General features: G+C 67.7%; 25 protein-coding genes. 22 read left to right on the top strand and 3 right to left on the bottom strand.

The annotated features are described in order from the left end of the window. Positions 1–409: 409 nt before the first annotated feature. Positions 410–1,405: a tRNA dihydrouridine(20/20a) synthase DusA gene (gene dusA / locus F804_RS0112715; protein ID WP_051142381.1), complete on the top strand. Its 996-nt coding sequence runs from the start codon at positions 410–412 to the stop codon at positions 1,403–1,405. Here the strand turns inward: dusA and mazG are convergent. Then, the gene (mazG, locus tag F804_RS0112720) at positions 1,402–2,220 is read right to left on the bottom strand and encodes a nucleoside triphosphate pyrophosphohydrolase (RefSeq protein WP_022708127.1); all 819 of its coding nucleotides are present in this window, start codon (positions 2,218–2,220) and stop codon (positions 1,402–1,404) included. The genes dusA and mazG overlap by 4 nt on opposite strands. Positions 2,221–2,284: 64 nt before the next feature. Here mazG and F804_RS0112725 point away from each other — a divergent pair, with 64 nt between their 5' ends. From F804_RS0112725 to ggt, 11 genes are all read left to right on the top strand, one after another. Then, on the top strand, positions 2,285–3,448 hold the full coding sequence (locus tag F804_RS0112725; RefSeq protein ID WP_022708128.1) for a M20 aminoacylase family protein: 1,164 nt from the start codon (positions 2,285–2,287) through the stop codon (positions 3,446–3,448). Positions 3,449–3,588: 140 nt separating this feature from the next. Then, positions 3,589–3,918, top strand: coding sequence for a preprotein translocase subunit YajC (yajC, locus tag F804_RS0112730; RefSeq protein WP_022708129.1), 330 nt, complete (start codon positions 3,589–3,591; stop codon positions 3,916–3,918). A gap of 15 nt (positions 3,919–3,933) precedes the next feature. Continuing rightward, on the top strand, positions 3,934–5,598 hold the full coding sequence (gene secD, locus F804_RS0112735) for a protein translocase subunit SecD (RefSeq protein WP_022708130.1): 1,665 nt from the start codon (positions 3,934–3,936) through the stop codon (positions 5,596–5,598). A gap of 1 nt (position 5,599) precedes the next feature. Further along, entirely contained in the window at positions 5,600–6,595 is a 996-nt protein-coding gene (gene secF / locus F804_RS0112740) for a protein translocase subunit SecF (protein ID WP_022708131.1), read from the top strand. Positions 6,596–6,598: 3 nt separating this feature from the next. Further along, positions 6,599–6,949, top strand: a complete 351-nt coding sequence (locus F804_RS17700) for an Mth938-like domain-containing protein (RefSeq protein ID WP_022708132.1) — start codon at positions 6,599–6,601, stop codon at positions 6,947–6,949. Continuing rightward, positions 6,949–7,569: a heme ABC exporter ATP-binding protein CcmA gene (gene ccmA, locus F804_RS0112750; protein WP_028725958.1), complete on the top strand. Its 621-nt coding sequence runs from the start codon at positions 6,949–6,951 to the stop codon at positions 7,567–7,569. The genes F804_RS17700 and ccmA overlap by 1 nt, the downstream gene beginning before the upstream one ends. Next, the gene (gene ccmB / locus F804_RS0112755) at positions 7,566–8,222 is read left to right on the top strand and encodes a heme exporter protein CcmB (RefSeq protein WP_022708134.1); all 657 of its coding nucleotides are present in this window, start codon (positions 7,566–7,568) and stop codon (positions 8,220–8,222) included. Before ccmA ends, ccmB begins: the two co-directional genes overlap by 4 nt. 39 nt (positions 8,223–8,261) lie before the next feature. Continuing rightward, positions 8,262–8,987, top strand: coding sequence for a heme ABC transporter permease (locus F804_RS0112760; RefSeq protein ID WP_022708135.1), 726 nt, complete (start codon positions 8,262–8,264; stop codon positions 8,985–8,987). After that, the gene (ccmD, locus tag F804_RS0112765) at positions 8,984–9,127 is read left to right on the top strand and encodes a heme exporter protein CcmD (RefSeq protein WP_022708136.1); all 144 of its coding nucleotides are present in this window, start codon (positions 8,984–8,986) and stop codon (positions 9,125–9,127) included. The genes F804_RS0112760 and ccmD overlap by 4 nt, the downstream gene beginning before the upstream one ends. Beyond that, positions 9,120–9,671 carry a DsbE family thiol:disulfide interchange protein gene (locus tag F804_RS0112770; protein WP_028725959.1) on the top strand — a complete coding sequence of 184 codons (552 nt, stop codon included), beginning with the start codon at positions 9,120–9,122 and terminating at the stop codon, positions 9,669–9,671. Before ccmD ends, F804_RS0112770 begins: the two co-directional genes overlap by 8 nt. 51 nt (positions 9,672–9,722) lie before the next feature. Further along, positions 9,723–11,528 (top strand): gamma-glutamyltransferase, encoded by a 1,806-nt coding sequence (ggt, locus tag F804_RS0112775; protein ID WP_022708138.1) that lies wholly within the window; start codon positions 9,723–9,725, stop codon positions 11,526–11,528. Between the two features lie 64 nt (positions 11,529–11,592). Here ggt and acnA read toward each other — a convergent pair whose 3' ends face one another. Further along, the gene (acnA, locus tag F804_RS0112780) at positions 11,593–14,364 is read right to left on the bottom strand and encodes an aconitate hydratase AcnA (RefSeq protein WP_022708139.1); all 2,772 of its coding nucleotides are present in this window, start codon (positions 14,362–14,364) and stop codon (positions 11,593–11,595) included. A 220-nt stretch (positions 14,365–14,584) separates the two neighbouring features. On the opposite strand from acnA, the gene F804_RS16490 reads away from it, so the two are divergent. The 3 genes from F804_RS16490 to F804_RS0112795 are packed head-to-tail and all read left to right on the top strand — an operon-like array spanning position 14,585 to position 17,030. After that, entirely contained in the window at positions 14,585–15,478 is an 894-nt protein-coding gene (locus F804_RS16490) for a DUF1223 domain-containing protein (RefSeq protein WP_028725961.1), read from the top strand. Positions 15,479–15,523: 45 nt separating this feature from the next. Further along, positions 15,524–16,423, top strand: a complete 900-nt coding sequence (locus F804_RS0112790; protein ID WP_022708141.1) for a DMT family transporter — start codon at positions 15,524–15,526, stop codon at positions 16,421–16,423. 10 nt (positions 16,424–16,433) lie between these two features. Next, positions 16,434–17,030, top strand: a complete 597-nt coding sequence (locus F804_RS0112795; RefSeq protein WP_022708142.1) for an inner membrane-spanning protein YciB — start codon at positions 16,434–16,436, stop codon at positions 17,028–17,030. Here F804_RS0112795 and F804_RS0112800 read toward each other — a convergent pair. Then, positions 17,027–17,929, bottom strand: coding sequence for an alpha/beta fold hydrolase (locus F804_RS0112800; protein ID WP_022708143.1), 903 nt, complete (start codon positions 17,927–17,929; stop codon positions 17,027–17,029). The genes F804_RS0112795 and F804_RS0112800 overlap by 4 nt on opposite strands. A gap of 584 nt (positions 17,930–18,513) precedes the next feature. Between F804_RS0112800 and F804_RS0112805 the strand changes: the two genes are divergently transcribed. The 7 genes from F804_RS0112805 to F804_RS0112835 all read left to right on the top strand — a co-directional run bounded on the left by F804_RS0112805 (position 18,514) and on the right by F804_RS0112835 (position 26,181). Then, entirely contained in the window at positions 18,514–20,868 is a 2,355-nt protein-coding gene (locus tag F804_RS0112805; protein ID WP_022708144.1) for an Rne/Rng family ribonuclease, read from the top strand. Between the two features lie 137 nt (positions 20,869–21,005). After that, positions 21,006–21,749, top strand: coding sequence for a cytochrome c biogenesis CcdA family protein (locus F804_RS0112810; protein WP_022708145.1), 744 nt, complete (start codon positions 21,006–21,008; stop codon positions 21,747–21,749). 135 nt (positions 21,750–21,884) lie between these two features. Next, positions 21,885–23,048 (top strand): putative lipid II flippase FtsW, encoded by a 1,164-nt coding sequence (ftsW, locus tag F804_RS0112815; protein ID WP_022708146.1) that lies wholly within the window; start codon positions 21,885–21,887, stop codon positions 23,046–23,048. 1 nt (position 23,049) lies between these two features. Continuing rightward, positions 23,050–24,135, top strand: a complete 1,086-nt coding sequence (locus F804_RS0112820; RefSeq protein ID WP_028725962.1) for a UDP-N-acetylglucosamine--N-acetylmuramyl-(pentapeptide) pyrophosphoryl-undecaprenol N-acetylglucosamine transferase — start codon at positions 23,050–23,052, stop codon at positions 24,133–24,135. Then, on the top strand, positions 24,132–25,553 hold the full coding sequence (gene murC, locus F804_RS0112825; RefSeq protein ID WP_022708148.1) for a UDP-N-acetylmuramate--L-alanine ligase: 1,422 nt from the start codon (positions 24,132–24,134) through the stop codon (positions 25,551–25,553). Before F804_RS0112820 ends, murC begins: the two co-directional genes overlap by 4 nt. Beyond that, the gene (locus F804_RS16495) at positions 25,550–25,828 is read left to right on the top strand and encodes a DUF2484 family protein (protein ID WP_022708149.1); all 279 of its coding nucleotides are present in this window, start codon (positions 25,550–25,552) and stop codon (positions 25,826–25,828) included. The genes murC and F804_RS16495 overlap by 4 nt, the downstream gene beginning before the upstream one ends. Continuing rightward, entirely contained in the window at positions 25,825–26,181 is a 357-nt protein-coding gene (locus tag F804_RS0112835; protein ID WP_022708150.1) for a hypothetical protein, read from the top strand. Before F804_RS16495 ends, F804_RS0112835 begins: the two co-directional genes overlap by 4 nt. Positions 26,182–26,218: the final 37 nt, after the last annotated feature.

Consider the following 26,218-nt stretch of genomic DNA (forward strand, 5'->3'; position numbering starts at 1 on the left):
CCAGAAAAGATTACTCATGATGCCCCCACCTGTTTGGGAGCGTGAATCACGCCGACAGGACGGCATCAAGAAAATTAATGGGTCCTGACCCTGGGGTCTTCTGCGCTATCTTCTGACTGACGATGGGGCGTCCCGCGTAAATGTCCTCCTGTATCTCTTTCTCACGTTTCTTGGCCCATGCCTCGGCAGCCCGCCGACTGTCGAACGTCCTAGACTCCTTGTGTCCGTAGCGGCGTTTGATGATCTGCACCAAGTAGCTTATTGTGCCGTTCTTGCGCTTGCGTTCGGCTATTGTTGCCAAGCATATGACTCCATCGGGCGAGTATGATTTCCTTGTCATACATGATGCAGTCATACGCAAAAACATGCAAGATCATACATGAAGTTGAAGCTCTATCTGGCGGTCTAAATGGTAGAAAATCAAATGAATACAGTTATTTGGGACTCTGCCAAGCTTAGCATTGCACCTATGATGGACTGGACGGACCGCGAATGCCGGTTCTTCCACCGGCTGATGTCGCGCAACGCGCTGCTCTATACCGAGATGGTGACGGCACCGGCGGTGATCCATGGCGACCGTCCGCGCCTGCTGGACTTCGACGCGGCCGAGCATCCGCTGGCCCTGCAGCTTGGCGGGTCGGATCCCGACGAGCTGGCCGAGGCGACCCGCATCGCCGCCGACTGGGGCTATGACGAGATCAACCTGAATGTCGGCTGCCCGAGCGACCGCGTCCAGTCGGGCTGCTTCGGTGCGGTGCTGATGAAGGATCCCGACCTCGTGGCCCGCTGCGTGCAGGCGATGCAGGCCGCAAGCCCGGTCGAGGTGACGGTGAAATGCCGCATCGGTGTGGACGACCAGGAAGCGTCCGAGGTGCTGCCCGCCTTCGTCGCGCGCATGGCCGATGCGGGCGTTGCACGCATGTCCATCCATGCCCGCAAGGCCTGGCTGCAGGGCCTCTCGCCCAAGGAGAACCGAGAGGTTCCGCCCCTCGACTATCCGCTGGTCCACGCCATGAAGGCGCGCTTCCCGCAGATGCACCTGTCGATCAATGGCGGCATCGCGTCGCTGGACCAGGTGCGCACGCATCTGGACGCGATGGACGGGGTGATGGTCGGCCGCGCGGCCTATCACGAGCCGTGGAACATCATGGGGCAGGCCGACGCGCTGTGGGGCGACACGCCGCCCTTTTCCGACCCGTCCGAGGTGGCCGTCGCGATGCGCGACCGGATCGGGGCGCATCTGTCGGCGGGCGGCAAGATGCACCAGATCACGCGCCACATGCTGGGCCTGTTCCACGGGCGCGCGGGCGCGCGCGGCTGGAAGCGCATCCTGTCCGAGGCCTCGTCGCGCGGCACGCTGGACGATTACGATGCCGCGCTGGCCGCCGTGACCGAGGCGGCCTAGGCCTTCTCGGCCCGCTTGGCCGCATCCCACAGCCGGTCCATCTCGGCCAGGTCGCTGTCCTCGGGGCGGCGGCCGTCGCGGGCCAGCGCCTCCTCGATGGCGGCGAAGCGGCGGGTGAACTTGGCGTTCGCACGGCGCAGGGCCTGTTCGGGATCGACCTTCAGGTGGCGCGCAAGGTTCGCCATCACGAACATCAGGTCGCCGAACTCCTCCTCGACCTGATCCTGGCCTAGGGTGTCGCGGGCCTCGACCAGTTCCGCGACCTCTTCGGTGATCTTGTCGGTGACGCCGCTGATCTCGGGCCAGTCGAAGCCTACACGCGCAGCGCGGTTCTGCAGCTTGATCGCGCGGGTCAGCGCGGGCAGCCCGAGGGCCACCCCGTCCAGCGTGCCGCGTTCGGCCTTGCCCGCGCGTTCGACCGCCTTGATCGCCTCCCAGTCCTTGACCTGCTGTTCGGCGGACTTGTCGCGGGATTCGTCGCCGAAGACATGGGGATGGCGGAAGACCAGCTTGTCGCTGATCGAGGCCGCGCAATCGGCAAAGTCGAACATCCCCTTCTCGGATGCCATCTGCGCGTGGAACACCACCTGCAGCAGCAGGTCGCCCAGCTCGCCCGGCAGTTCGTCCCAGGCTTCGCGCTCGATCGCGTCCTCGACCTCGTGGGCCTCCTCGATGGTATAGGGGGCGATGGTCGCGAAATCCTGTTCGATATCCCAGGGGCAGCCCGTCTGCGGATCGCGAAGGTCGGACATGATGCCGATGAGGCGGGTGATCTCGACCGCCGGATCGCGGCGTTCGGAACGGTCGTCGGGCATTGCAAATCCCCTTGCGCAACAGGAAGGTGCGTTTCGACTGCCACAAGGAAGGACGCCTGTCCACATGCCCGTGATCAACCGCATCGCCGATTTCACCGACGACATGACGGCATGGCGCCGCCACCTGCACCGCAATCCCGAACTGGGCTTCGACTGCCACGGAACGGCGGCCTTCATCGCCGACCGCCTGCGCGAATTCGGCGTGGACCAGATCCACGAGGGCATCGCCCGCAGCGGCATCGTCGCCATCATCGAGGGGCGGGCCGAGGGGCCGACCATCGGCCTGCGCGCCGATATCGACGCGCTGCCCATCCACGAGGCGACGGGCGCGGAATGGGCCTCGACCGTGCCGGGGCGGATGCATGCCTGCGGGCATGACGGCCATGCGACGATGCTGCTGGGCGCCGCCCGCTATCTGGCCGAGACGCGCAACTTCGCGGGGCGCGTGGCGCTGATCTTCCAGCCCGCCGAGGAAGATGGCGGCGGGGCCGACATCATGGTGCAGGAAGGCATCATCGAACGCTTCGGCATCACGCGCGTCTTCGCCATGCACAACAATCCCGGCCAGGCGCCGGGCAGTTTCGTCACCACCCCCGGTCCGATCATGGCCGCCGTCGACACGTTCGAGATCAACGTGAAGGGGCAGGGTGGCCACGGGGCAATGCCGCATCTGACGGTCGATCCCATCGTCGCGGCCGTGGCCATCGTCAGCGGCATCCAGACCATCTCCAGCCGCAACCATTACTCGTTGGACGATCTTGCGATCTCGGTCACGCAGATCCATGCGGGCAGCGCCGAGAACATCGTCCCCGACAGCGCCTATATCAACGGCACTGTCCGCACCTTCGCGCCCCATGTCCGCGAGATGGTCGCCCGCCGCATCCGCCAGATCTGCGAGGGGCAGGCCACCGCCTATGACCTCAGCGTCGATCTGGACTATGTCCAAGGATATCCGGCGACGGTGAACGACCCCGCCCAGACCGATTTCGCCACCGCCGTCGCCCGGGAGATCGCGGGCGACGCCGCCGTCAGCGACCAGGGCGGGCGCGAGATGGGGGCCGAGGATTTCAGCTACATGCTGAACGAGCTGCCGGGCTGCTACCTGTTCATGGGGCAGGGCGACACCGCGGGCCTGCACAGCCCCGACTACGATTTCAACGACGAGGTCGCCCCCGTCGGCGCCAGCTTCTTCGCGCGGCTGGTCGAACGCGCCCAGCCCGCCGCCTGACGCGCCGCTCAAATTGACGTTTCCCCGCCCTTCGGGGGCGGGGCGCTTTCTTGCCAATGGCGGTCGGCGCGGCTAGGGTCCGTGCCGACCCAGACATGGCCCCGCCTTTTCGCCGGGGCCTTCTTGCGAAAGGAATACCGATGTTCGTGACCCCCGCTTACGCCCAGGCCGCAGGTGCCGGCGCAGGTAACGCGTTCGCGCAGTTCATCCCGCTGATCCTGATCTTCGCGATCATGTATTTCCTGATGATCCGCCCGCAGCAGAAGCGCGCCAAGCAGCACCGCGAGATGGTCGCGAACCTGAAGAAGGGCGATCAGGTCATCACCCAGGGCGGCGTCATCGGCAAGGTCGCGACCGTCCGCGACGACGAGGTCGAGGTCGAGATCGCGCAGGGCGTGCGCATCCGCATCGTCCGCAGCACCGTGGCGCAGGTTCTGGGCAAGACCGAACCCGTCGCCGCGAACAGCTGAGGGGGCGCAAGCCAGATGCTTCAGATCGACCGCTGGAAGCGCATCCTGATTCTCGGGATCTGCCTTCTCGGGCTGCTCTATGCGCTGCCCAACGCCTTCTATGCCCGCGTCGAGGCGCATAACGACGCCGCTGCCCAGATCGAGGCCAGCGGCGTGGAAACGCCCGAGCTGCTGGCGGCGCGCGACGCATGGCCGTCCTGGCTGCCGGCGGGGCTGGTCAATCTGGGGCTGGACCTTCGGGGCGGCGCGCACCTGCTGGGCGAGGTCCAGGTGGACCAGGTCTACAAGTCGCGCATGGACGCACTGTGGCCCGAGCTTCGCCGCGCCCTGGCCGAGGACCGCGAGACGGTCGGCGCGATCCGCCGCGTGGATGCCCCCGAGGGCGAGCTGCGCGTCGAGATCGGCAATCCCGACCAGATCGCCCGCGCGGTCGAGATCGCGCGCGAATTTTCCGACCCGGTCACGACGCTGACCGGCGCGGGCCAGCAGACGCTGGACATCACCGGCAGCGGCGCGACCCTGTCGATCGCGCTGTCGGATGCCGAGAAGGCCGTGACCGACGACCGCACCATCCAGCAGACGCTGGAGATCGTGCGCCGCCGCGTCGACGAGGTCGGCACGCGTGAACCCACGATCATGCGCCAGGGCACCGATCGCGTGCTGATCCAGGTGCCGGGCATCGGTTCGGCCGCCGAGCTGAAGGAGCTGATCGGCACCACCGCGCAGCTGACCTTCAACCCCGTCGTGGGAACGACCGGCGATGCGGATGCCCAGGCGGGCGTCGGCCAGACCGTCGCGCCCTCGATCGACCAGGAGGGGGTGTACTACATCCTCGACAGCACGCCCGTCGTCACGGGCGAGGACCTGGTCGATGCGCTGCCCGCCACCGACCAGAACGGGCTGCCCTCGGTCAACTTCCGCTTCAACCCGACGGGCGCGCGCGCCTTCGGGTCCTATACCTCGGCCAATGTCGGCCAGCCCTTCGCCATCGTGCTGGACAACGAGGTCATCTCGGCCCCGGTCATCCGCCAGGCGATCACCACCGGTTCGGGACAGATCTCGGGCTCGATGGATTTCGACCAGGCGAACCAGCTGGCGATCCTGCTGCGCGCGGGCGCCTTGCCGGCCGAGATGACCTTCCTCGAGGAACGGACCGTCGGTCCCGAACTGGGGCAGGACAGCATCGACGCGGGCAAGGTCGCGGCGGGCGTCGGCTTCGTGCTGGTCGTCGCGCTGATGATCGGCAGCTATGGCATGTTCGGCGTCTTCGCGACCGTCGCGCTGGCCTTCAACATGGTGCTGCTGTTCGCGATCCTGTCGGCCATCGGCGCGACGCTGACGCTGCCGGGCATCGCGGGGATCGTGCTGACCATCGGCATGGCGGTCGATGCCAACGTGCTGGTCTTCGAACGCATCCGCGAGGAACTGAAGACCGCCCGCGGCCCCGCCCGCGCCATCGAGGCGGGTTACGAGAAGGCCATGTCGGCCATCGTGGACGCCAACATCACCACGCTGATCGTCGCGGGCATCCTGTTCGTGCTGGGCTCCGGCCCGGTCAAGGGCTTTGCCGTGACGCTGACCATCGGGATCGTCACCTCGGTCTTCACCGCGCTCTACGTGACGCGGCTGATCACCGTGATGTGGTTCGAACGCGCCCGCCCGAAGAAGATCGAGGTCTGACATGGCATTCCGTCTGAAACTGGTCCCCGACGAGACCAAGATCGACTTTTTCCGCTGGCAGTTCGTGACCTTCGGGTTCTCGGCCATCCTGATGCTGGCATCGGTGGTGGTGCTGTTCCTGAACGGGTTGAACTTCGGCATCGACTTCCGCGGTGGCACGACCATCCGGACCGAGGCTGTCCAGCCCGTCGATGTCGGCGCCTATCGCGACGCGATCCAGCCGCTGGACCTGGGCGACGTCGCCATCACGCAGGTCTTCGACCCCAGCTTCGGTCCCGAACGCAACGTGGCGCAGGTCCGCATCGGTGCCCAGGACGGGGCCGAGGCCGTGACCCCCGCCACCATCGAGGAGGTGCGCGGCGCCCTTCAGCAGGTCGACCCCTCGATCGAGTTCGCATCGGTGGAATCGGTTGGCCCCAAGGTGTCGGGCGAACTGATCAACACCGCGATCTATGCGGTGCTGGCGGCGCTGGTCGGCATCTCGATCTATATCTGGCTGCGCTTCGAATGGCAGTTCTCGATCGGAGCGATCATCTCGCTTCTGCATGACGTGCTGATCACCATGGGCATCTTCGCGCTGTTCCAGATCCGCTTCGACCTGACCACCATCGCGGCGCTTCTGACCATCGTGGGCTATTCGATCAACGACACCGTCGTCGTCTTCGACCGGCTTCGCGAAAACCTGATGAAGTACAAGACCAAGCCCCTGCGCGACCTGATGAACCTGTCGGTCAACGAGACGCTGTCGCGGACGGTCATGACCTCGGGGACGACGCTTCTGGCGCTGATCGCGCTTCTGGTGCTGGGCGGCGACGTGATCCGCGGCTTCGTCTTCGCGATCACCTTCGGCATCCTGATCGGGACCTATTCCTCGATCTATGTCGCGAAGAACTTCGTGCTGTGGCTGGGCGTCAAGCGCGACTGGGACAAGTCCGATCCCAAGGACCCCAAGAAGCGCAAGAACGTCTCGCCCTTCGAGGGCGCCGAGGAGGTCTGATCCATGCTGAGCCCCACGGATTTCGACGGTCAGAACGCGGTGGACGGGTATGGGCCGGGTTTCTTCCGCGTGGCCGGGAACGTCCATCACGGGGCCATCGTGGTCGAGGGCGACCGGATAAGCGAATGGGGTGGGCTGGACGACCGGGCCACCCTTCGCGGTCTTGCGGGCCGCGTGGACGTGCTGTTCCTGGGGATGGGGGCAGAGATCGCCTATGCCCCGCGCGAGCTGGTCGAGGAACTGAAGGCGCTGGACATCCGGGTCGAGGCCATGGCCTCGGCCACGGCGGCGCGCACCTACAACGTGACCCTGTCCGAGGGCAGGCGCGTGGCCTGCGCGCTTCTGCCGCTGTGATCCGGCTGCGCGCCCGCGATCTGGCGGTGTCCCGCGGGGGCCTGCGCGTGATCGAGGGGGTGGACGTGGATCTGAGCGCGGGCGATGCGCTGATCCTGCAGGGGCCGAACGGCGCGGGCAAGACGACGCTTCTGCGCACCATCGCGGGGCTTCAGCCGCCCGCCGCGGGGACGATCGAGGCCCCCGAGGAGTCCATCGCCTATGCCGCCCATGCCGATGCGGTGAAACCGACCCTGACCGCGGCCGAGAACCTTGCCTTCTGGGCGCGGGTCTTCGGTGGCAGCGACCGGGGCGTGCTGGCGCGGTTCGACCTTGCCGATCTGGCAGGGCGACCCGCCGCAAGGCTGTCGGCGGGGCAGCGGCGGCGTCTGGGCCTTGCGCGGCTGGCGGTGACGGGCCGCCCGATCTGGGCGCTGGACGAACCTACGGTCTCGCTCGATCGCGGATCGGTGGCGCGTTTCACGGATGTCCTGCGCGCGCATCTGGGGCAGGGCGGCATCGCCATCATCGCCAGTCATCTGGAACTGGACCTGCCCGCCAGGGTGCTCGACCTGCGCGCCCATCGCGCGGCGCCGGGCAGGGTCGCGCGCCCCTCCAGCTTCAACGAGGCCTTCGGATGAGGGCGCTTCTGCTGCGCGATCTGCGCCTTGCGATCCGCGCGGGCGGGGGCTTCGGGCTGGGCTTGTGCTTCTTCCTGATCCTGACGGTGCTGGTGCCCTTCGGCATCGGGCCTGCACGCGCCGGGCTGGCGGCGGTCGCGCCGGGTATCCTGTGGGTCGGCGCGCTTCTGGCCTGCCTGCTGTCGCTGGACCGCATCTTCGCGCTGGATCACGAGGATGGCAGCCTGGACCTGCTGGCCACGTCGCCGCTGCCGCTGGAAGGGGTCGTCGCGATCAAGGCGCTGGCCCATTGGCTGACGACGGGCCTGCCGCTGGTGGTCGCGGCCCCGGTCTTCGGGCTGCTGCTGCAACTGCCCTTCGCGGCCATGCCCTGGCTGGTGCTGTCGCTGCTGCTGGGAACGCCCGCGCTGTCGGTGCTGGGGGCCTTCGGGGCGGCGCTGACCGTGGGGCTGCGGCGCGGCGGGCTGCTGATGTCGGCGCTGGTGCTGCCGCTGTACATCCCCACGCTGATCTTCGGGGCCGAGATCACGCGCCGCGGTGCCGAAGGCGCGCCGGTCGCGGCCCCCGTTGCGCTGATCGCGGGGATCACGCTGGCCAGCGCCGCGCTGATCCCCTTTGCCGCCGCTGCCGCGCTGCGCGTCAACCTGCGATGACCGCTTGAGCCTGCGCGCGGCATCGGGATAAGGAAAGCCATGTCCATCTGGGAATACGCCAACCCCGCCAAGTTCATGCGCACCACCGGCGCGATGCTGCCCTGGCTTCTGCCCGTGGCGGTCGCGGCGACCGTGGGCGGCGTGGTCTGGGGCTTCCTCACGCCCGACGATTACCGGCAGGGATCGACGGTCAAGATCATGTACATGCACGTGCCCGCCGCGATGATGGCGATCAACGTCTGGGTCATGATGCTCGTGGCCTCGGTGATCTGGATCGTGCGGCGGCACCATGTCAGCGCGCTTGCCGCCCGGGCGGCGGCACCGGTCGGCGCGGTCATGACGCTGATCGCGCTGGCCACCGGCGCGATCTGGGGACAGCCGATGTGGGGGACGTGGTGGGAATGGGATCCGCGGCTGACCTCGTTCCTGATCCTGTTCCTGTTCTACCTGGGCTATGTCGCGCTGTGGTCCGCGATCGAGGATCCCGACAGCGCCGCCGACCTGACGGGCGTCCTGTGCCTTGTCGGGTCGGTCTTCGCGCTGCTGTCGCGATATGCCGTGCTGTTCTGGAACCAGGGGCTGCACCAGGGCGCGTCGCTGTCGGTCGCCTCGGGGGAACGGATGTCGGCGGTCTATCGCTATCCTTTGTACCTGGCGATGCTGGGCTTCGCAGCGCTGTCGCTGGCGCTGATCCTGATCCGCACCCGGACCGAGATCCGCAGGCGCAGGCTGGCCGCCCTTCAGGCGAGGGAGCTTCGTTCGTGATCGATCTGGGAAAATACGCGGGCGCCGTGATCGGGGCCTATGGCGTGTCGCTGGTCCTGCTGGGCGGTCTGATCTGGCACAGCGTCGCGGCGAATGCGCGTGCGCGGCGCGATCTGGAAAGGCAGGAACGCGATGGCTAGGATCTCTCCGGTCGTGCTGATCCCGCCCGTGGTCTTTGCCGGGCTGGCCGCGATGTTCCTGTGGGGGATGGGGCGCGACGACCAGCTGCCATCCGCGTTCCAGGGCCGCGAGGCCCCCGCGCTGCCGCAGACGACCCTGCCGGGCAAGGAACAGCTGACCGACGACATGCTGCGCCAGCCGGGCGTGAAGCTGGTGAACTTCTGGGCCAGCTGGTGCCCGCCCTGCCGGGCCGAGCATCCGACCCTCATGCAGCTTGCGGGGGAACTGCCGGTCTACGGCATCGACCTCAAGGACGATCCGGACGACGCGCTGGAGTTTCTGGCCGAGGACGGCGATCCCTTTGCCGCGATCGCGACCGACCCGAAGGGGCGCGGGGCCATCGACTGGGGCGTGACCGCCCCGCCCGAGACCTTCATCGTCGACGGGCAGGGGCGCATCCTGCATCGCCATGCCGGTCCGCTCATCCGCGACGATTTCGAGCGGCGTTTCCTGCCGATCCTGCAGGAAGCACGAGACCAGCAACAACTGTCGGTTGCGGACTGATCCGACCCGCGTCAGACTGCCCCCATCATTCGACATGGGCGAAGGGGGAAGATGATGCACAGGGGTCTGACGCTGGCATTCTTGCTGGGCAGTGCGGCGATGGCGGGGGCCCAGCAGGCCGCCGACGGCGTGGCACCCGAAGGCGCAAGCGGCACCGAGGTGATCGCCGACGGTTTCGGTGAACTGGGGCAGGCGGCGCAGGACGCGCTGGCCGCGAAATCCGAGGGCCGCCCGGTCGTGGGACAGGACTGGATGGTCGCCGCAGCCCATCCGCTGGCGGTCGAGGCAGGTGCCAAGGTGCTCGAGGCCGGCGGAACCGCTGCCGATGCGATGGTTGCGGTGCAGACGGTGCTGGGCCTTGTCGAGCCCCAAAGCTCGGGGCTGGGCGGGGGTGCGTTCCTCGTGTGGTACGATGCCGAGACGGGCGAGGTGACGACGCTGGACGGGCGCGAGACCGCGCCGATGGCCGCGACGCCCACGCTGTTCCAGGACCAGAACAGAGAGCCGATGGGCTTCATGGACGCCGTGATCGGCGGGCGTTCGGTCGGCACGCCCGGCACCCCGCGCCTGCTGGAGGTCGCGCACCGCAAATGGGGTCGCGCCAACTGGTCGGGCCTGTTCGACGACGCGATCCGGCTGGCGAATGACGGCTTTACCGTGTCCCCGCGCCTTGCGGGCGCCGTCGCGGACGAGGGCGACGACCTGCGCGGCCATCCCGCGACCGATGCCTATTTCTTCCCGGGCGGTCAGCCGGTCGCGGCGGGGTCGGTGCTGAAGAACCCGGCCTATGCCGCGACGCTGCAGGCCCTGGCGATGGACGGGGCCGACGCCTTCTACGAGGGGCCGATCGCGGGCGACATCGTCGCCGCCGTCACCGGGGTCGCGGACAATCCCGGCGTGTTGGCCGCGGGCGACCTGTCGGCCTATCGCGTGATCGAGCGTCCGGCGGTCTGCGTGGAATACCGCGCGCATGACGTCTGCGGGATGGGGCCGCCCTCGTCCGGGGGGCTGACGGTCGGGCAGATCCTGGGCATGCTCGAGGGGCAGGACATGGCGTCCCTTGGCGCCGAGAACCCCGAAAGCTGGCGCCTGATCGGCGATGCCTCGCGCCTGGCCTTCGCGGATCGTGGCCGCTTCATGGCCGACAGCGATTTCGTGGCCATGCCGACCGAGGGGCTGATCGACCCCGCCTATCTGGCCAAGCGCGCCGAACTGCTGGCGGGCGACGACGCCCTGCCTGAAGTCAGCGCAGGCCAGCCGGGATGGAGCCATGCCAGCCTCTGGGGGCAGGACAACGCGATCGAGCTGCCCTCGACCACGCATATCTCGATCGTGGACAGCGATGGCAACGCCCTGTCGATGACCACCACCATCGAGAACGGCTTCGGGTCGCGCGTGATGACCAACGGCTTCCTGCTGAACAACGAGCTGACCGATTTCAGCTTCTCGACCCATGACGACGACGGCTGGCCCATCGCCAACGCGCTGGCACCGGGCAAGCGTCCGCGGTCCTCGATGGCGCCGACCATCGTGATGAAGGACGGCGCGCCCGCGATGGTGATCGGATCGCCCGGCGGCAGCCGCATCATCGGCTATGTCGCCAAGGCCATCGTCGCGCATCTGGATTGGGGGATGGATGTGCAGCAGGCGGTGGCCAGCCCGAACATCCTCAACCGTTTCGGGACGATGGATGTCGAACCGGGCCTGCCCACGGACCTGACCGAGGCGCTGACCGGCATGGGCTTCGAGCTGAACGAGGGCGACCTGACCTCGGGGCTGCAGGGGATCGTCATCACGCCCGACGGGTTGCAGGGCGGGGCCGATCCGCGCCGCGAAGGCATTGCCATCGGCGGGTGAACGGCGCGCATGAAGAAGGCCCCCGGTCGCGAAACCGGGGGCCTTTTTTCGCATCGTCGGCAGATCAGGCTGCGGCGAGGTTGCGCAGCACGTAATGCAGCACGCCACCGTTCTTGAGATAGTCGATCTCGACCTCGGTATCGACGCGGGCCTTCAGCTGGATCTGCTTCTCGGTGCCATCGGCATATTTGATCGTGCAGGGCACCATCGCCAGCGGCTTGAAGTCGCCCTCCAGCCCCTCGATGGTGATCTGCTCGTCGCCGGTCAGGTTCAGCGTGTGGCGCGTGTCGCCGTCGGTGAACTCGAACGGGATCACGCCCATGCCGACCAGGTTCGAGCGGTGGATGCGCTCGAAGCTCTCGGCGATGACGGCCTTGATGCCCAGCAGGTTCGTCCCCTTGGCCGCCCAGTCGCGGCTGGAGCCCGCACCGTATTCCGCGCCCCCGATCACCACCAGCGGGGTGTCGCTTTCGGCATAGGACATGGCCGCGTCGAAGATCGCCGCCTGGTTGCCCTTGGCGTCCTTCGAGAAGCCGCCCTCGACCCCGTCCAGCATCTCGTTCCTGATGCGGATATTGGCGAAGGTGCCGCGCATCATGATCTCGTGGTTGCCACGACGAGAGCCATAGCTGTTGAAGTCGCGCGGTGCGACCTGCCGCTCGGTCAGGTACTGCCCTGCGGGGGTGTTCGGCTTGAACGAACCGGCGGGGCTGATGTGGTCGGTCGTGATCATGTCGCCCAAGAGCGCAAGGACGCGCGCGCCCTTGATGTCGCTGATCGTGCCCGGATCCTTGGACATGCCCTGGAAATAGGGCGGGTTCTGGATGTAGGTCGAGCTTGCGGGCCAGTCGTAGGTCTCGCTGTCAGTGACCTCGACGGCCTGCCAACGCTCGTCGCCCTTGAAGACATCGGCGTATTTCGACTGGAACATCTCGCGCGTGACCACGCTGTGGACCATCTCGGACACTTCGTGAGAGCTGGGCCAGACATCCTTGAGATAGACGGGGTTCCCGTCCTTGTCGGTCCCGAGCGGATCGCGCGTCAGGTCGATGTTCATGTCGCCCGCCAGCGCATAGGCCACGACCAGCGGCGGCGAGGCCAGATAGTTCGCGCGCACGTCCGGGCTGATCCGGCCCTCGAAGTTGCGGTTGCCCGACAGGACCGACACGGCCACCAGGTCGTTGTCGTTGATCGCCTTCGATATCTCGGGCTGGAGCGGCCCCGAATTGCCGATGCAGGTGGTGCAGCCGTAACCGACGAGGTCGAAGCCGATGGCGTCCAGATCGTCCTGCAGGCCCGCCGCCTCCAGGTATTCGCTGACGACCTGCGACCCCGGCGCCAGCGAGGTCTTGACCCAAGGCTTGCGGTTCAGGCCCAGCTCTCGCGCCTTGCGGGCCACGAGGCCCGCGGCCATCATCACATAGGGGTTCGAGGTGTTGGTGCAGGAGGTGATCGAGGCGATCACGATGCTGCCGTCATGCAGCTTGTAATCCTCGCCCTCGACCTCGGCCTCGGCAAAGCCCTCGTGGCGTCCGCCGGGGACATAGCCCGGTTCGCGCGCGCCGCCCTCGCGGGTCCATTTCTCTTCCTCGGCATCGGGGGCGTCGGGGAAGCGGATGCCGCGGATCAGCTTGGTGAAGGCATCGGCGGCCTCGTCCAGCGGGGTGTGGTCCTGCGGGCGCTTCGGCCCCGAGATGGCCGGGACGACATCGCCCAGATCCAGGTGCAGCGTCGAGGAATAGACCGGCTCGTAGGCCTCGTCGCGCCAGAAGCCGTTTTCCTTGGCATAGGCCTCGACCAGCGCGATGCGGTCCTTGTCGCGACCCGTCTGTTCAAGATAGCGCAGCGTTTCCTGGTCGATCGGGAAGAAGCCGCAGGTCGCGCCGTATTCCGGCGCCATGTTCGCGATGGTCGCACGGTCGGCCAGCGGCATGTTCGACAGCCCGTCGCCATAGAATTCGACGAACTTGCTGACCACGCCATGCGCGCGCAGCATCTGCGTCACCTTCAGCACGAGGTCGGTCGCGGTCACGCCTTCCTTCAGCGCGCCGGTGATCTTGAAGCCGACGACCTCGGGGATCAGCATCGAGATGGGCTGCCCCAGCATCGCGGCCTCGGCCTCGATCCCGCCGACGCCCCAGCCCAGAACGGCAAGGCCGTTGACCATGGTGGTGTGGCTGTCGGTGCCGACCAGCGTGTCGGGATAGGCGACGCTGCGGCCGTCCTGGTCGGTGTCGGTCCAGACGGTCTGGGCCAGGTATTCAAGGTTCACCTGGTGGCAGATGCCGGTGCCGGGCGGGACCACGCGGAAATTGTTGAACGCCTTCTGGCCCCATTTCAGGAAGGTATAGCGTTCGATGTTGCGTTCGTATTCCAGCTCGACATTGCGTTGGAAGGCGCGCGGATTGCCGAATTCGTCGATCATGACCGAATGGTCGATCACCAGGTCGACCGGGTTCAGCGGGTTGATCTTCTGCGCGTCGCCGCCCAGGGCGTTGATCCCGTCGCGCATCGCGGCCAGATCGACCACCGCCGGCACGCCGGTGAAGTCCTGCATCAGCACGCGCGCGGGGCGATAGGCGATCTCTCGCGGGTTCTTGCCGCCCTTTTCGGCCCATTCCGCGAAGGCCTTGATATCGTCGAGCGAAACCGTGCGGCCGCCATCCTCGAAGCGGAGCATGTTTTCCAGCACCACCTTGAGCGCCGCCGGCAGTTTCGAGAAATCGCCCAGCCCGGCTTCGGTTGCTGCCGCGATCGAGTAGTAATCGACCTGCTGGTCGCCCGCCGTCAGCGTGCGACGCGTCTTGGCCGTATCGGTTCCAGTCTGAATAGGCATCAGGGCCTCCCTGTCTGCGAATGTGGATGGGTCCGGCTCACATCCTTGCTAGCCCGATAGAACGAAGCGTCGCAAGGGCGTTAAGGTTCAATGTATGCGACGGCATACCGAAATCAAGCCTGTTGCCGATCCGGCACGCAGCGCCCTTCGGGATCGCGGTTGACGAACCGTTGATTTGGCGGATCGTGCTGCGGGGCATTATCACCATGGCGACATGAATATGCACAGACACATCACGGGCGGATGTCAGCTTGCCGGCATGGCGGCGGGAATCCTGCTGTCCCTGGGCGGGTTGCCCGCTGCCGCGCAGGCGCCGATCATCGCCGCCCCCGACCAGCCGGGGCGCATGGCCGCGCCGGCTCCGATGGACAGGCCGGGGCAGGGGTTCAACGCCTTCTCGGCCGACATGGCGCCGCCCCCCGCCGCGCGCCTGAACACCGAGGCCGAGCCCGTCGTGGTCGAGCTGTTCACCTCTCAGGGGTGTTCGTCCTGCCCGCCCGCGGATCACATGCTGAACCGCCTGGGCGACGACCCCGAGATCCTGCCACTGTCCTATCACGTGGATTACTGGGACTATCTCGGCTGGGCCGACAGCTTTGCCAGCCCGGAATTCACCGAGCGGCAGGAAGCCTATGCCCGCAGCGCGGGCGAGCGTTCGGTCTATACCCCGCAGATCATCGTGAACGGGGCCGACACCGCGGTCGCGCCCAGCCCTGCGCAGCTGATGGGCCTGATCGACGCGCACCGCTTCGCCCCCGCGATGCTGAACGTCGACCGCGAGGCCACCGACCAGGGCGAGACGATCGAGCTGATGCCCCTGTCCGATATCGGCGGCGCGGTGGACGTGGTCCTGGTGCGTTACCTGCCCGAGCGGCTGGTGAACGTCACCGCGGGCGAGAATCGTGGCAAGACGGTGCGCTATTCCAACATCGTCGTGCAGATGGAGCTGCTGTCGCGTTGGGACGGGGCCGCGCCCCTGCGGCTGTCCGTCCACCCCGAGGAAATCCGCGACGCCGATTTTCCCGCCGACACGCGCCATGCGCTGCTGGTCCAGCGGATGCTGGGCAACGAGGCCCTTCCCGGCAAGATCCTGGCGGCCCTGCGACTGGACTGAGCGATAGGGTCTTGCACGTCGTGCAATCCGCGGCCATGAAACGGCATGGGAGAATGGATCACCTCGATTGCCGGAACCGAGCAGGGCGCGACGCTGGCCTCGGTGCTGGCGCTTTCGGCGGCCTTTCTGCACGCCGTCTTCGGTGCGTTGCAGAAGGGGCGGCACGACCCCTGGATCAGCCGCGCGGCCATCGACATCTGCTATGGCCTGATGGCGCTGCCCGTCGCGCTGTTCGTCGTGCCCTGGCCCGACGGGCCGCTGTGGCTGGCGCTTGCGGGGGCGGTCGTCATCCACATCGTCTACAAGATCGCGCAGGCGCAGACCTATCAGCGGGGGGCCTATATCGTCGTCTATCCGGTGGTGCGGGGCAGTGCGCCCTTCTTCGCGGTGCTGGCGGCGATGCTGGTGTTCCACGAACGCTTCAACGCGGTGCAGTGGATCGGGCTGGCCGCGCTGACGGGCGGGATCTTCGCGCTGGCGGCGCATAACTACCGCAAGGTGACGGTCGGCCGCGAGACGCTGGTCCCCGCGCTTGGATGGGCGCTGGTCACGGGGGCGACGGTCGCGCTCTATACCACCTACGACGCGTGGGGGATCCGGCTGGCGCAGAACCCGTTCACCTTCCTGGCCTGGTTCTTCCTGATGGACGCGTTCTTCATGCCGATCTGGAACATGCGCCGCCTGGCCGCGCTGCCCCGGTCCGAGCTGGTGCCGCTGATGGGGCGCGGGGTGATCGGCGCGCTGGTGGCCTTTGCCAGCTTCGGGTCCATCATGATCGCCACCCGCATCGACGAGGTGGGGCGCGCCGCCGTCCTGCGCGAAACCTCGACCGTGTTCGCCGCCCTTGTGGGTTGGCTGATCCTGGGCGAAAAGGTTGGCGCGCGCCGGGCGGTCCTGATGGCCGTGATCGCCGCCGGCGCGATGATCGTGGAATTCGCGGCCTGAGGCAGATGCAATGGAAAACCCCAAACCCTGGCTGAAGCCGCTTCTGGAATTCGGCCCGCTGGTCCTGTTCTTCGCGGTGTTCATGCTGTTCCGCAACGACACCGTCAGCATCGCCGGGCGCGAATATGGCGGCTTCATCCTGGCGACGCTGGCCTTCATCCCGGCGCTGGTGCTGGCAAGCGTCGTGCAATGGCGCGTCAACGGACGCCTGCAGCCGATGCAGATCGCGACGCTGGTCCTGGTGCTGGTCTTCGGCGGGCTGTCGATCTGGCTGAACGATCCGCGCTTCTTCAAGATGAAGCCCACGCTGATCTATCTGCTGTTCGGGGCCATCCTGGGCGCATCGCTGGTGCTGCGCCGCAACTGGCTGGGCGCCGTCCTGTCCGAGGCCCTGCCGATGGACGATCACGGCTGGCGCAAGCTGACGCTGCGCATGGCGGTGTTCTTCGTCGTGCTGGCGGTTGCCAACGAGGTGATCTGGCGCAATTTCTCGGACGAGACCTGGGTCTGGTTCAAGACCTTCGGCCTGCCGATCATGCTGTTCGCCTTCCTGATGGGGAATGCGGGTCTCTATCGCGCGCACGCCCTGCCTGAAAAACGCGACTAGGCCCGCGCCATCGCGCCCGGCGCGGACCAGAGCCGCGCCCAACGCGGTTCGGGACGCACCGGCAGGTGATGGCGCAGCAGCCCCAGGGGCAGCGCCCAGGGGTAGCACATCGCGGCGCGATAGAAGTCGAACAGCCCGCCCCGGCGATAGGATGTCCAGTGCGACAGCCGCCGGGCGCCGCGTTCGGTCGGAAAGCCCAGATCCGCCAGCGCATCCAGCGTCGCCGCATCGTCGATCTGCAGATCGACCCAGTTCGCGCGGCTGCGTTCCAGCCCGAAACCCAAGGCACGCCTGCGCCCGCCCGACAGCATCGCCTCGAGCGCGAAGTCGAAGGGGTCGTTCTCGCGCGAGGTGACGTTCAGGAACTCGGCCCGCCGTCCGGCAGGGGTGGCGACGGCCGCATCGGCGGTGTCGCGGAACTCGGCCGCGTTCAGCAGCACGACGCGACCGACCGCACCGGGCGTCGCGGTGGCTGCGGCCTGCAGCGCGACCCGCCCGCCAAGCGAATGCCCGATCATGGCGACCGGACGCTCGGCGGCTTCGGACAGGCGCGCGGCAAGGTGGCCCATCGTCCGGCCTGCATCCTCGGCCCGGCCATAGGCCACGCGAAGGCGGCAGCGGGCCTCCCAGCCGAAGGCGATCGCCAGCCCCTCGGTCGGCTCGCCCCGAAAGCCCAGTGCCAGCGGCCAGGACGGCCCGCAGCGGGGCTTCCTGGGCGACAGGATGTGGCTGTGGGGGCAATGCGCGGGAATGCTGGGGGAATAGCGCAGACCGTGCGACATCAGGATGACCGGCGCGCCGGGCGGCAGCGCCTCGGCGGCCCGCAGCAGCGCGTCGTCGATATCCCGATCCGCATTCGCCCGCATCACCGTCATGGGGTCCTCCGGCCTTCCCGTCATGGTCGCGTTCTGCCCCAAGGCTGCGACACGGGCGTGAAAGCGGCGTTATGACTTCGTGACAGCAATGATGCGTCGCGGACGGTGCGGGGCACGGATCGGCGCGGGTCGGGGCGTTTCCGGCGGGCTTCGTGTCACCCGTGCGACAGCGGCCCTGCGCAGGAATGTGTCGCAGACCGTTTTCGGCATTGAATTTTCCTGCCCTCCGCCTCTATGGTGAAGCCATGCGCCACCGGTCCGTCGAACGGAAACCGGCAGGCGCCGACAGTTTCGCAGCGCGACACCTCTGGCCCCGAAGAATGGCGGGCGATGTGTCTCGCGGAAAACCCGCCCTTGGGCCGCGCCTTGCAGCGCGCCGGGGCGATGACAGACAGCGGCCCGGCTGTCCCCACGGACGGCGGGTCTTTCGAAGGAACAGACGCGATGACGCGCGCTTTGGACGGCAGATACGGGGACGGGCGGGGCTTTGCAGCCGCCGTCGCCGGTTTCGCCGCCAGCGACGCCGCCGCGTCCCCATCACAACGCAGCGTAGGGCCGGGGTCGACATCGTCGCCACCCGGCGCCTGCCTGCGCGAAAGACATAATCAATGGCAAAGAAAATGCTCATCGACGCCACCCATGCCGAGGAAACTCGGGTGGTCGTGGTCGACGGAACCAAGGTCGAGGAATTCGATTTCGAGACCCTGAACAAGCGTCAGCTTTCGGGGAACATCTATCTGGCGAAGGTCACGCGGGTCGAACCCTCGTTGCAGGCCGCCTTCGTGGATTACGGCGGGAACCGCCACGGCTTCCTGGCCTTCGCGGAAATCCATCCCGACTATTACCAGATCCCCGCGGCCGATCGCGACGCCCTCATCGCCGAGGAGAGCGCCGAGGCCGATCAGGACGATCACGAGCCCAAGGCCGCCCGCGCCGACACCGCCGAGGGTGACGAGCCCACGAGCGACGACGACGGCATCGAATCCGTCGCCGAGGAGGACGTGACCGAAGAGGTCCGCGCCCCCCGCAAGCCGCGTGCGCGCCGCTACAAGATCCAGGAAGTGATCAAGGTCCGCCAGATCATGCTGGTGCAGGTCGTCAAGGAGGAACGCGGCAACAAGGGCGCGGCGCTGACCACCTATCTGTCGCTGCCGGGCCGCTATTGCGTCCTGATGCCCAATACCGCGCGCGGTGGCGGGATCAGCCGCAAGATCACCAATGCCGCCGACCGCAAGAAGCTGAAGGACATCGCGGGCGAACTGGACGTGCCGCAGGGCGCGGGCCTGATCATCCGCACCGCCGGCAGCCAGCGCACCCGGACCGAGATCAAGCGCGACTACGAATACCTGCTGCGCCTGTGGGAACAGATCCGCGACCTGACTTTCCAGTCGGTCGCGCCCGCCGCCATCTACGAGGAAGGCGACCTGATCAAGCGGACCATCCGCGACCTGTATTCCAAGGAGATCGACGAGGTTCTGGTCGAGGGCGAGCGCGGTTACCGCGTCGCCAAGGACTTCATGAAGATGATCATGCCGACCCATGCGGGCAGCGTGAAGCATTACCACGACCAGATGCCGCTGTTCGCCCGCTACCAGGTCGAAAGCTATCTGGGCGGGATGTTCAACCCGGTCGTGCAGCTGAAGTCGGGCGGCTACATCGTCATCGGCGTGACCGAGGCGCTGGTCGCCATCGACGTCAACTCGGGGCGTGCCACCAAGGAAGGCTCGATCGAGGATACGGCGACCAAGACCAATCTCGAGGCCGCCGACGAGATCGCGCGCCAGCTGCGCCTGCGCGACCTTGCGGGCCTGATCGTCATCGACTTCATCGACATGGACGAGCGCAAGAACAACGCCGCCGTCGAGAAGCGCATGAAGGATCGTCTGAAATCCGACCGTGCGCGCATCCAGGTCGGCCGCATCTCGGGCTTCGGCCTGATGGAGATGTCGCGCCAGCGCCTGCGTCCGGGGATGCTGGAATCGACCACGCAGCCCTGCCAGCACTGCCACGGCACCGGCCTGATCCGCAGCGATGACAGCCTGGCGCTGACCATCCTGCGCGCGATCGAGGAAGAGGGCACGCGCAAGCGCTCGCGCGAGGTTCTGGTCAAGGCGCCCATCGCCGTCGTGAACTTCCTCATGAACCAGAAGCGCGAACATATCGCCGGGATCGAGACGCGCTATGGCATGGCCGTGCGGGTCGAGGCCGATCCGTCGCTGATCTCGCCCGATTTCGCGATCGAGAAGTTCAAGACCGCGACCCGCCAGGTCGCCGAGGCCGCGCATGCCCCCCTGGGCGTCAGCGCGGACCTGATGGCCAGCATCGTCGTCGAGGAAGAGGACGACGAGGTTGTCGCCGTCGAGGTCGAGGAGGATGCGAGCACCGACGAAGCGACCGCCGAGGAGGCCCGTTCGGACGCGCCCCAGCCCGAGGCCGACGAGGATGGCGAGGGCCGTTCGCGCAAGCGTCGCCGCCGTCGCCGCCGCCGTGGCAATGGTGACCGCGCCGAGGGCGATCAGGCCGAACAGCAGGCCGAGACCGCTCAGGAAGCACCCGAGGCTTCGGAGGAGGAAAACGACGGCGAGGCCCGTTCGGAGGTCGAGGGCAGCGGCTCCGGTCGCAGCCGCTCGCGCAGCCGGTCGCGCAGCCGCAGCCGCCGCAGCACCGATGATGCGCTGCCCGAGGTGGTCGATGCCGGAGGCGAGGAGCTGCGCGCCGATGCGCTGCCCGACGCCGCCGCGGCACCGGTCGAGACGCCTGCCGAAGAGCCCGTCGCCGAAGCCCAAGAGGCAGCCGTGACCGAGACGGCGCCCGTCGCCGAAGCGCCCGTCGCAGAAGCGGTCGCCGCCGAGGCGCTGCCCGAGGCCGTCACCGCCCCGCAGGCGGTCGCACCCGAGGCTGCGAACCAGCCCGAGCCCGCGACCGAGAAGCGCACCAAGCGCCGCGGCTGGTGGGCCCGCTGATCCAGCACGCCAAAACGACCAATCATGGGGGCGCAGGGAAACCTGCGCCCCTTTTTCGTGACAGCCGCCCCCGCGACCCACGAAGGCGTGACAGCCTGGCGGCTATCTTTCCACGGTGGGCTGGCTAAGTTGCTGGCATGTTTGGAATCGAGCTCGCCACCGCCGCCTTTCTTCCCGCCGCCTTCGTCGCGCTTCTGGCGGGCGTGCTGTCCTTCCTGTCGCCCTGCGTGCTGCCCATCGTGCCGCCCTATCTGGCCTATATGACCGGGGTGGGCGTGAACGGCCTTCGGGCGCGCGAACGCAGTGCCGTCCTGCCGGCGCTGTTCTTCGTGCTGGGCCTGTCGACGGTCTTCCTGATCATGGGCTTCGCGGCATCGGCCTTCGGGCGGGCCTTCTTGGCATATCAGGACTGGCTGGCGCGGGCGGCGGGCGTCATGGTCATCGTGATGGGCCTGCATTTCCTGCACGTGATCCGCATCCCGATCCTGGACCAGGAGGCGCGGATGCAGACCGGGTCGGGGCAGGGCGGGGCGCTTGGGGCCTATGTGCTGGGCCTTGCCTTCGCCTTCGGCTGGACGCCCTGCATCGGGCCGCAACTGGGCATGATCCTGTCGCTTGCGGCCTCGGGGGGCGAGCTGTCGCGCGGCACAGCACTTCTGGCGGTCTATGCGCTTGGGCTGGGGATCCCGTTCCTGCTGGCCGCGATCTTCATCAACCGCGCGATTGGGGTAATGAATCGCATCAAGCCCTGGTTGAAGACGATCGAGCGGGTCATGGGCGCGCTGCTGATCGTGGTCGGCGTCATGCTGCTGACGGGGGCCTTGTCGGCAATCAGCTTCTGGCTGCTGGAGACCTTCCCAGGCCTTGCGATGCTGGGCTGATCGCGCTGCCGCGAAAAAATTCGTCGCATTGTTCATTTTTTCATTCGACTGTAGCGGCGGAGGCACAATCGCGCTATCATCCGCGTCAGACCCGGACCAACCGGGCAGGACAGAGGCAGTGACGGCGGTATTCCCATGACCGAGATGGTCTTTGGCGCCACGCCCGCACGGGCGGGCGATCCCATTCTTCCACGCTGGTGGCGGACGCTCGACAAATGGGCGCTGGCCTGCGTGATCGGGCTGTTCGCGATCGGGCTGCTTCTGGGACTTGCGGCGTCGGTGCCGCTGGCCGAGAAGAACAACCTTCCGCGCTTCTACTATGTCCAGCGGCAGATGGTCTTCGGCGGGCTGGGACTGGTCGTGATGCTGGTCGTCTCGATGCTGTCGCCGCGCCAGATCCGGCGGATCGGCGTGCTGGGCTTCGCGGTGTCCTTCCTGCTGATCGTGGCGCTGCCCTTCATCGGGACCGATTTCGGCAAGGGCGCGACGCGCTGGCTGTCGCTTGGTTTCGTGTCGCTGCAGCCATCGGAATTCCTGAAGCCCGGCTTCGTTGCGCTCTGCGCCTGGTTCATGGCCGCCAGCCAGGAGGTGGGCGGCCCGCCGGGCAAGCTGATCAGCTTTGGGGCGCTGGTGACGGTCGTTCTGTTCCTCGCGGCGCAGCCCGATTTCGGGCAGGCCTCGCTGGTGCTGTTTTCCTGGCTGGTCATGTATTTCGTGGCCGGGGCCCCCATGATCCTGCTGCTGGCCGTGGCGGGGATGGCGCTGATGGGCGGGGTCTTCGCCTATGGCGCGTCCGAACACTTTGCCCGCCGCATCAACGGCTTCCTGCAGCCCGAGGTCGATCCCCGCACCCAGATCGGTTACGCCACCAACGCCATCCAGGAGGGCGGCTTCTTCGGCGTCGGCGTGGGCGAGGGGTCGGTGAAATGGTCGCTGCCCGATGCGCATACCGACTTCATCATCGCCGTCGCCGCCGAGGAATACGGCTTCATCATGGTGATGGCGATCATCACGCTTTATGGCCTGATCGTCAGCCGGTCGCTGCTGCGGATGATGAAGGAACGCGATGCATTCGCGCGGATCGCGGGGACGGGGCTTGCCTGCGCCTTCGGCGTGCAGGCGCTGATCAACATGGGCGTGGCCGTGCGGCTGCTGCCCGCCAAGGGGATGACGCTTCCCTTCGTCAGCTATGGCGGTTCGTCGGTGATCGCATCCGGGATCGCCATGGGCATGCTGCTTGCGCTGACCCGCACCCGCCCGCAGGGCGAGTTCGCCGAAATCCTCCGTCGGAGGCACTGAGATGACCCGAAAACTTGCACTCATCGCTGCCGGGGGGACCGGTGGCCACATGTTTCCCGCGCAGTCGCTGGCCGAACTGATGCTGGCCGAGGGCTGGCGCGTGAAGCTGTCGACCGATACGCGCGGCGCCCGCTATGCCGGGAATTTCCCCGAGGCCGTGGAGCGGCAGGTCGTGAACTCGGCCACCACCGCGCGTGGCGGCGTCGCGGGCAAGCTGTCCGCGCCGTTCCGCATCCTGTCGGGCGTGATGGCCGCGCGGCGGGCCTTCCGCGCGGACCGGCCCGAGGTGGTGGTCGGCTTCGGCGGCTATCCGACGATCCCCGCGATGTCGGCGGCGCTGACCATGGGTGTTCCGCGCATGATCCATGAACAGAACGGCATCATGGGGCGCGTGAACCGCATCTTCGCGGGGCGCGTCCAGCGGGTCGCCTGCGGCACCTGGCCCACCGACCTGCCGGGCGGGGTGCAGGGCAGCCATGTCGGCAACCCGGTCCGGGCGGCGGTGCTGGAACATTCCGCCGCGCCCTATGCCGCGCCGGGGCAGGGGGCGCTGAACCTGCTGGTGATCGGCGGCAGCCAGGGCGCGCGCGTCCTGTCGGACGTGGTGCCCGCCGCCGTGGCCGGTCTGCCCGACGATATCCGCGCGCGCCTGCGCGTCAGCCACCAGGCACGGGCCGAGGATGCGGAACGCGTCACCGCCGCCTATGCCGAGGCCGGGATCGAGGCCGAGGTCCAGCCCTTCTTCGCGGATGTTCCCGAACGCATCGCGGCGGCGCAGCTGGTCGTCAGCCGCTCGGGGGCGTCCTCGCTGGCCGATATCACGGTGATCGGGCGGCCCTCGATCCTGATCCCCTTCGCGGCGGCGGCGGGCGATCACCAGACTGCGAACGCGCAATCCCTGGCCGAGGCCGGGGCCGCCCATATCCATCCCGAATCGGTGCTTGACGCCGAGAGCCTGACGCGCGACATCCGCGCGATCCTTACCGACCCCGCGCAGGCACAGGCCATGGCCGATGCCGCGCTGTCCCTGGCCCGGCCCGATGCGGCGCGGCGCCTCTATGACCTCGTGACGGAGATTCTGCGATGAACGCGGCGACAAAACTGCCCGGAGAACTGGGCCCGATCCATTTCGTGGGCATTGGCGGCATCGGCATGTCGGGCATCGCCGAAGTGCTGCTGACCCTGGGCTATCGCGTGCAGGGCAGCGACCTGAAGCGGTCGAAGATCACCGACCGGCTGGAAACGCTTGGCGCGACCGTGTTCGAGGGCCAGCGCGCCGAGAATGTCGAGGGCGCGGGCGTCGTCGTCATCTCGACCGCGATCAAGAAGGGCAACCCCGAGCTGGAAGAGGCCCGCCGCCGCGGCCTGCCCATCGTCCGCCGCGCCGAGATGCTGGCCGAGCTGATGCGCATGAAGTCGAACATCGCCATCGCGGGCACCCACGGCAAGACGACGACCACGACGATGGTCGCCACGCTGCTGGATGCGGGCGGCGTCGATCCGACGGTCATCAACGGCGGCGTGATCCACGCCTATGGCTCGAACGCGCGCGCCGGGGCCGGCGAATGGATGGTGGTCGAGGCCGACGAGAGCGACGGCAGCTTCAACCGCCTGCCCGCCGACATCGCCATCGTCACCAATATCGACCCCGAGCACATGGAGCATTGGGGCAGCTTCGACGCGCTGCGGCAGGGCTTTTACAATTTCGCATCGGGCATTCCCTTCTATGGCCTGGCGGTCTGCTGCACCGACCACCCCGAGGTGCAGGCCCTGGTCGGACGCCTGACCGACCGCCGCGTCGTCACCTTCGGCTTCAACGCGCAGGCCGATGTGCGCGCGCTGAACCTGACCTATGAGAACGGCATCGCGCATTTCGACATCGCGCTGCAGGGCGAGGCGACGGGCGACGACATCCCCCTGATCGAGGGGTGCACGCTGCCCATGCCGGGCGATCACAACGTGTCGAACTGCCTGGCCGCCGTCGCCGTTGCGCGTCACCTGGGCATCAAGAAATCCGAGATCCGCGAGGCGCTGGCCAAGTTCGGCGGCGTCGGTCGCCGCTTCACCCGCGTGGGCGAGGTCGATGGCGTGACCATCATCGACGATTACGGCCACCACCCGGTCGAGATCGCCGCCGTGCTGAAGGCCGCCCGCCAGGCGACCAAGGGCCGCGTCATCGCCGTCCACCAGCCGCACCGCTTCTCGCGGTTGTCCAGCCTGTTCGACGATTTCTGCACCTGCTTCAACGAGGCCGATGTCGTGGCGATCGGTGACGTCTATGCCGCGGGCGAGGATCCGATCCCCGGCGCGGGTCGCGACGACCTGGTGGCCGGGCTGATCGCGCATGGCCACCGCCACGCACGCGCCGTCATGGACGAGGACGACCTGGAGCGCCTTGTCCGAGAGCAGGCCCGTCCGGGCGACATGGTGGTCTGCCTGGGCGCGGGCACCATCTCGGCCTGGGCGAACGCGCTTCCGGCGCGATTGCAGGGCAAGGCCGCGTGACGCTGGCGCAGCATCTCTCGGCGCCGGGCCTGGCGCTGGTCGCATCGGCGGCGTTCCTGCTGGTCGCGGCCCTGCGCCCCTGGACCGAGGGGCGGCTGCGCCGCTGCCTGTCCTGGATGGTCGTGCTGGGCGGCGTTCCGACATTGGGCTGGCTGACGCTGCTGTGGGGGCCGGGCTTCGGCGTGGCGGGCTTTGCGCTTGGGGCGCTGGCGTTCTGCGCGCATCCGCGTTCGGGCGGCCATCCTCCCGCGATGCCGCCGGGTGCCGGACAGTGACGATCGAGACCCCCTGGATCATCGCGGCCTGCTGCCTTGCGGGCGCGGGCTTCATCGCCTGGGGTGCCGCGCGGTTGCGCCTGATCTGGCCGCTGCTGGTCCTGTCGCTGCTGTTGGCGGCCATCGCCCTGCAACTGCGCCTTGCCGCGCAGGGGCGCGACGGCTTTCACGACCTGGCCGCGATGACGGCGCAGGCATTCACCGTCCTGCCCGCCCTTCTGGGTGTCGCCACGGGGCTGGGCATCGCCTTCGCGCGGCGCCACCGGCTGCGCTGGCGCAACGCGGCGGGCGGTCTGACCGTGCTGGCGCTGCTGACCGCCGGTGTTGCCGCCGGGACCACCTTTCTTCTGTAACCGGGGCCTGCGGTTGACGCCTGCGCCCCCCGTGACT

Origin of the sequence: Paracoccus zeaxanthinifaciens ATCC 21588 (assembly GCF_000420145.1) — a bacterium.
Classification (GTDB): Bacteria; Pseudomonadota; Alphaproteobacteria; order Rhodobacterales; family Rhodobacteraceae; genus Paracoccus; species Paracoccus zeaxanthinifaciens.

Coding starts and splice junctions, on each gene's coding strand:
- F804_RS0112795 (WP_022708142.1), top strand. CDS start 16,434: ATGGAAAACCCCAAACCCTGGCTGAAGCCGCTTCTGGAATTCGGCCCG.
- yajC (WP_022708129.1), top strand. CDS start 3,589: ATGTTCGTGACCCCCGCTTACGCCCAGGCCGCAGGTGCCGGCGCAGGT.
- murC (WP_022708148.1), top strand. CDS start 24,132: ATGAACGCGGCGACAAAACTGCCCGGAGAACTGGGCCCGATCCATTTC.
- F804_RS0112725 (WP_022708128.1), top strand. CDS start 2,285: ATGCCCGTGATCAACCGCATCGCCGATTTCACCGACGACATGACGGCA.
- acnA (WP_022708139.1), bottom strand. CDS start 14,364: ATGCCTATTCAGACTGGAACCGATACGGCCAAGACGCGTCGCACGCTG.
- secF (WP_022708131.1), top strand. CDS start 5,600: ATGGCATTCCGTCTGAAACTGGTCCCCGACGAGACCAAGATCGACTTT.
- ggt (WP_022708138.1), top strand. CDS start 9,723: ATGATGCACAGGGGTCTGACGCTGGCATTCTTGCTGGGCAGTGCGGCG.
- F804_RS0112770 (WP_028725959.1), top strand. CDS start 9,120: ATGGCTAGGATCTCTCCGGTCGTGCTGATCCCGCCCGTGGTCTTTGCC.
- F804_RS16490 (WP_028725961.1), top strand. CDS start 14,585: ATGCACAGACACATCACGGGCGGATGTCAGCTTGCCGGCATGGCGGCG.
- secD (WP_022708130.1), top strand. CDS start 3,934: ATGCTTCAGATCGACCGCTGGAAGCGCATCCTGATTCTCGGGATCTGC.
- ftsW (WP_022708146.1), top strand. CDS start 21,885: ATGACCGAGATGGTCTTTGGCGCCACGCCCGCACGGGCGGGCGATCCC.
- F804_RS0112810 (WP_022708145.1), top strand. CDS start 21,006: ATGTTTGGAATCGAGCTCGCCACCGCCGCCTTTCTTCCCGCCGCCTTC.
- F804_RS17700 (WP_022708132.1), top strand. CDS start 6,599: ATGCTGAGCCCCACGGATTTCGACGGTCAGAACGCGGTGGACGGGTAT.
- dusA (WP_051142381.1), top strand. CDS start 410: ATGGTAGAAAATCAAATGAATACAGTTATTTGGGACTCTGCCAAGCTT.
- F804_RS0112805 (WP_022708144.1), top strand. CDS start 18,514: ATGGCAAAGAAAATGCTCATCGACGCCACCCATGCCGAGGAAACTCGG.
- F804_RS0112800 (WP_022708143.1), bottom strand. CDS start 17,929: ATGACGGGAAGGCCGGAGGACCCCATGACGGTGATGCGGGCGAATGCG.
- mazG (WP_022708127.1), bottom strand. CDS start 2,220: ATGCCCGACGACCGTTCCGAACGCCGCGATCCGGCGGTCGAGATCACC.
- F804_RS0112790 (WP_022708141.1), top strand. CDS start 15,524: ATGGGAGAATGGATCACCTCGATTGCCGGAACCGAGCAGGGCGCGACG.
- ccmB (WP_022708134.1), top strand. CDS start 7,566: ATGAGGGCGCTTCTGCTGCGCGATCTGCGCCTTGCGATCCGCGCGGGC.
- F804_RS0112760 (WP_022708135.1), top strand. CDS start 8,262: ATGTCCATCTGGGAATACGCCAACCCCGCCAAGTTCATGCGCACCACC.
- F804_RS0112820 (WP_028725962.1), top strand. CDS start 23,050: ATGACCCGAAAACTTGCACTCATCGCTGCCGGGGGGACCGGTGGCCAC.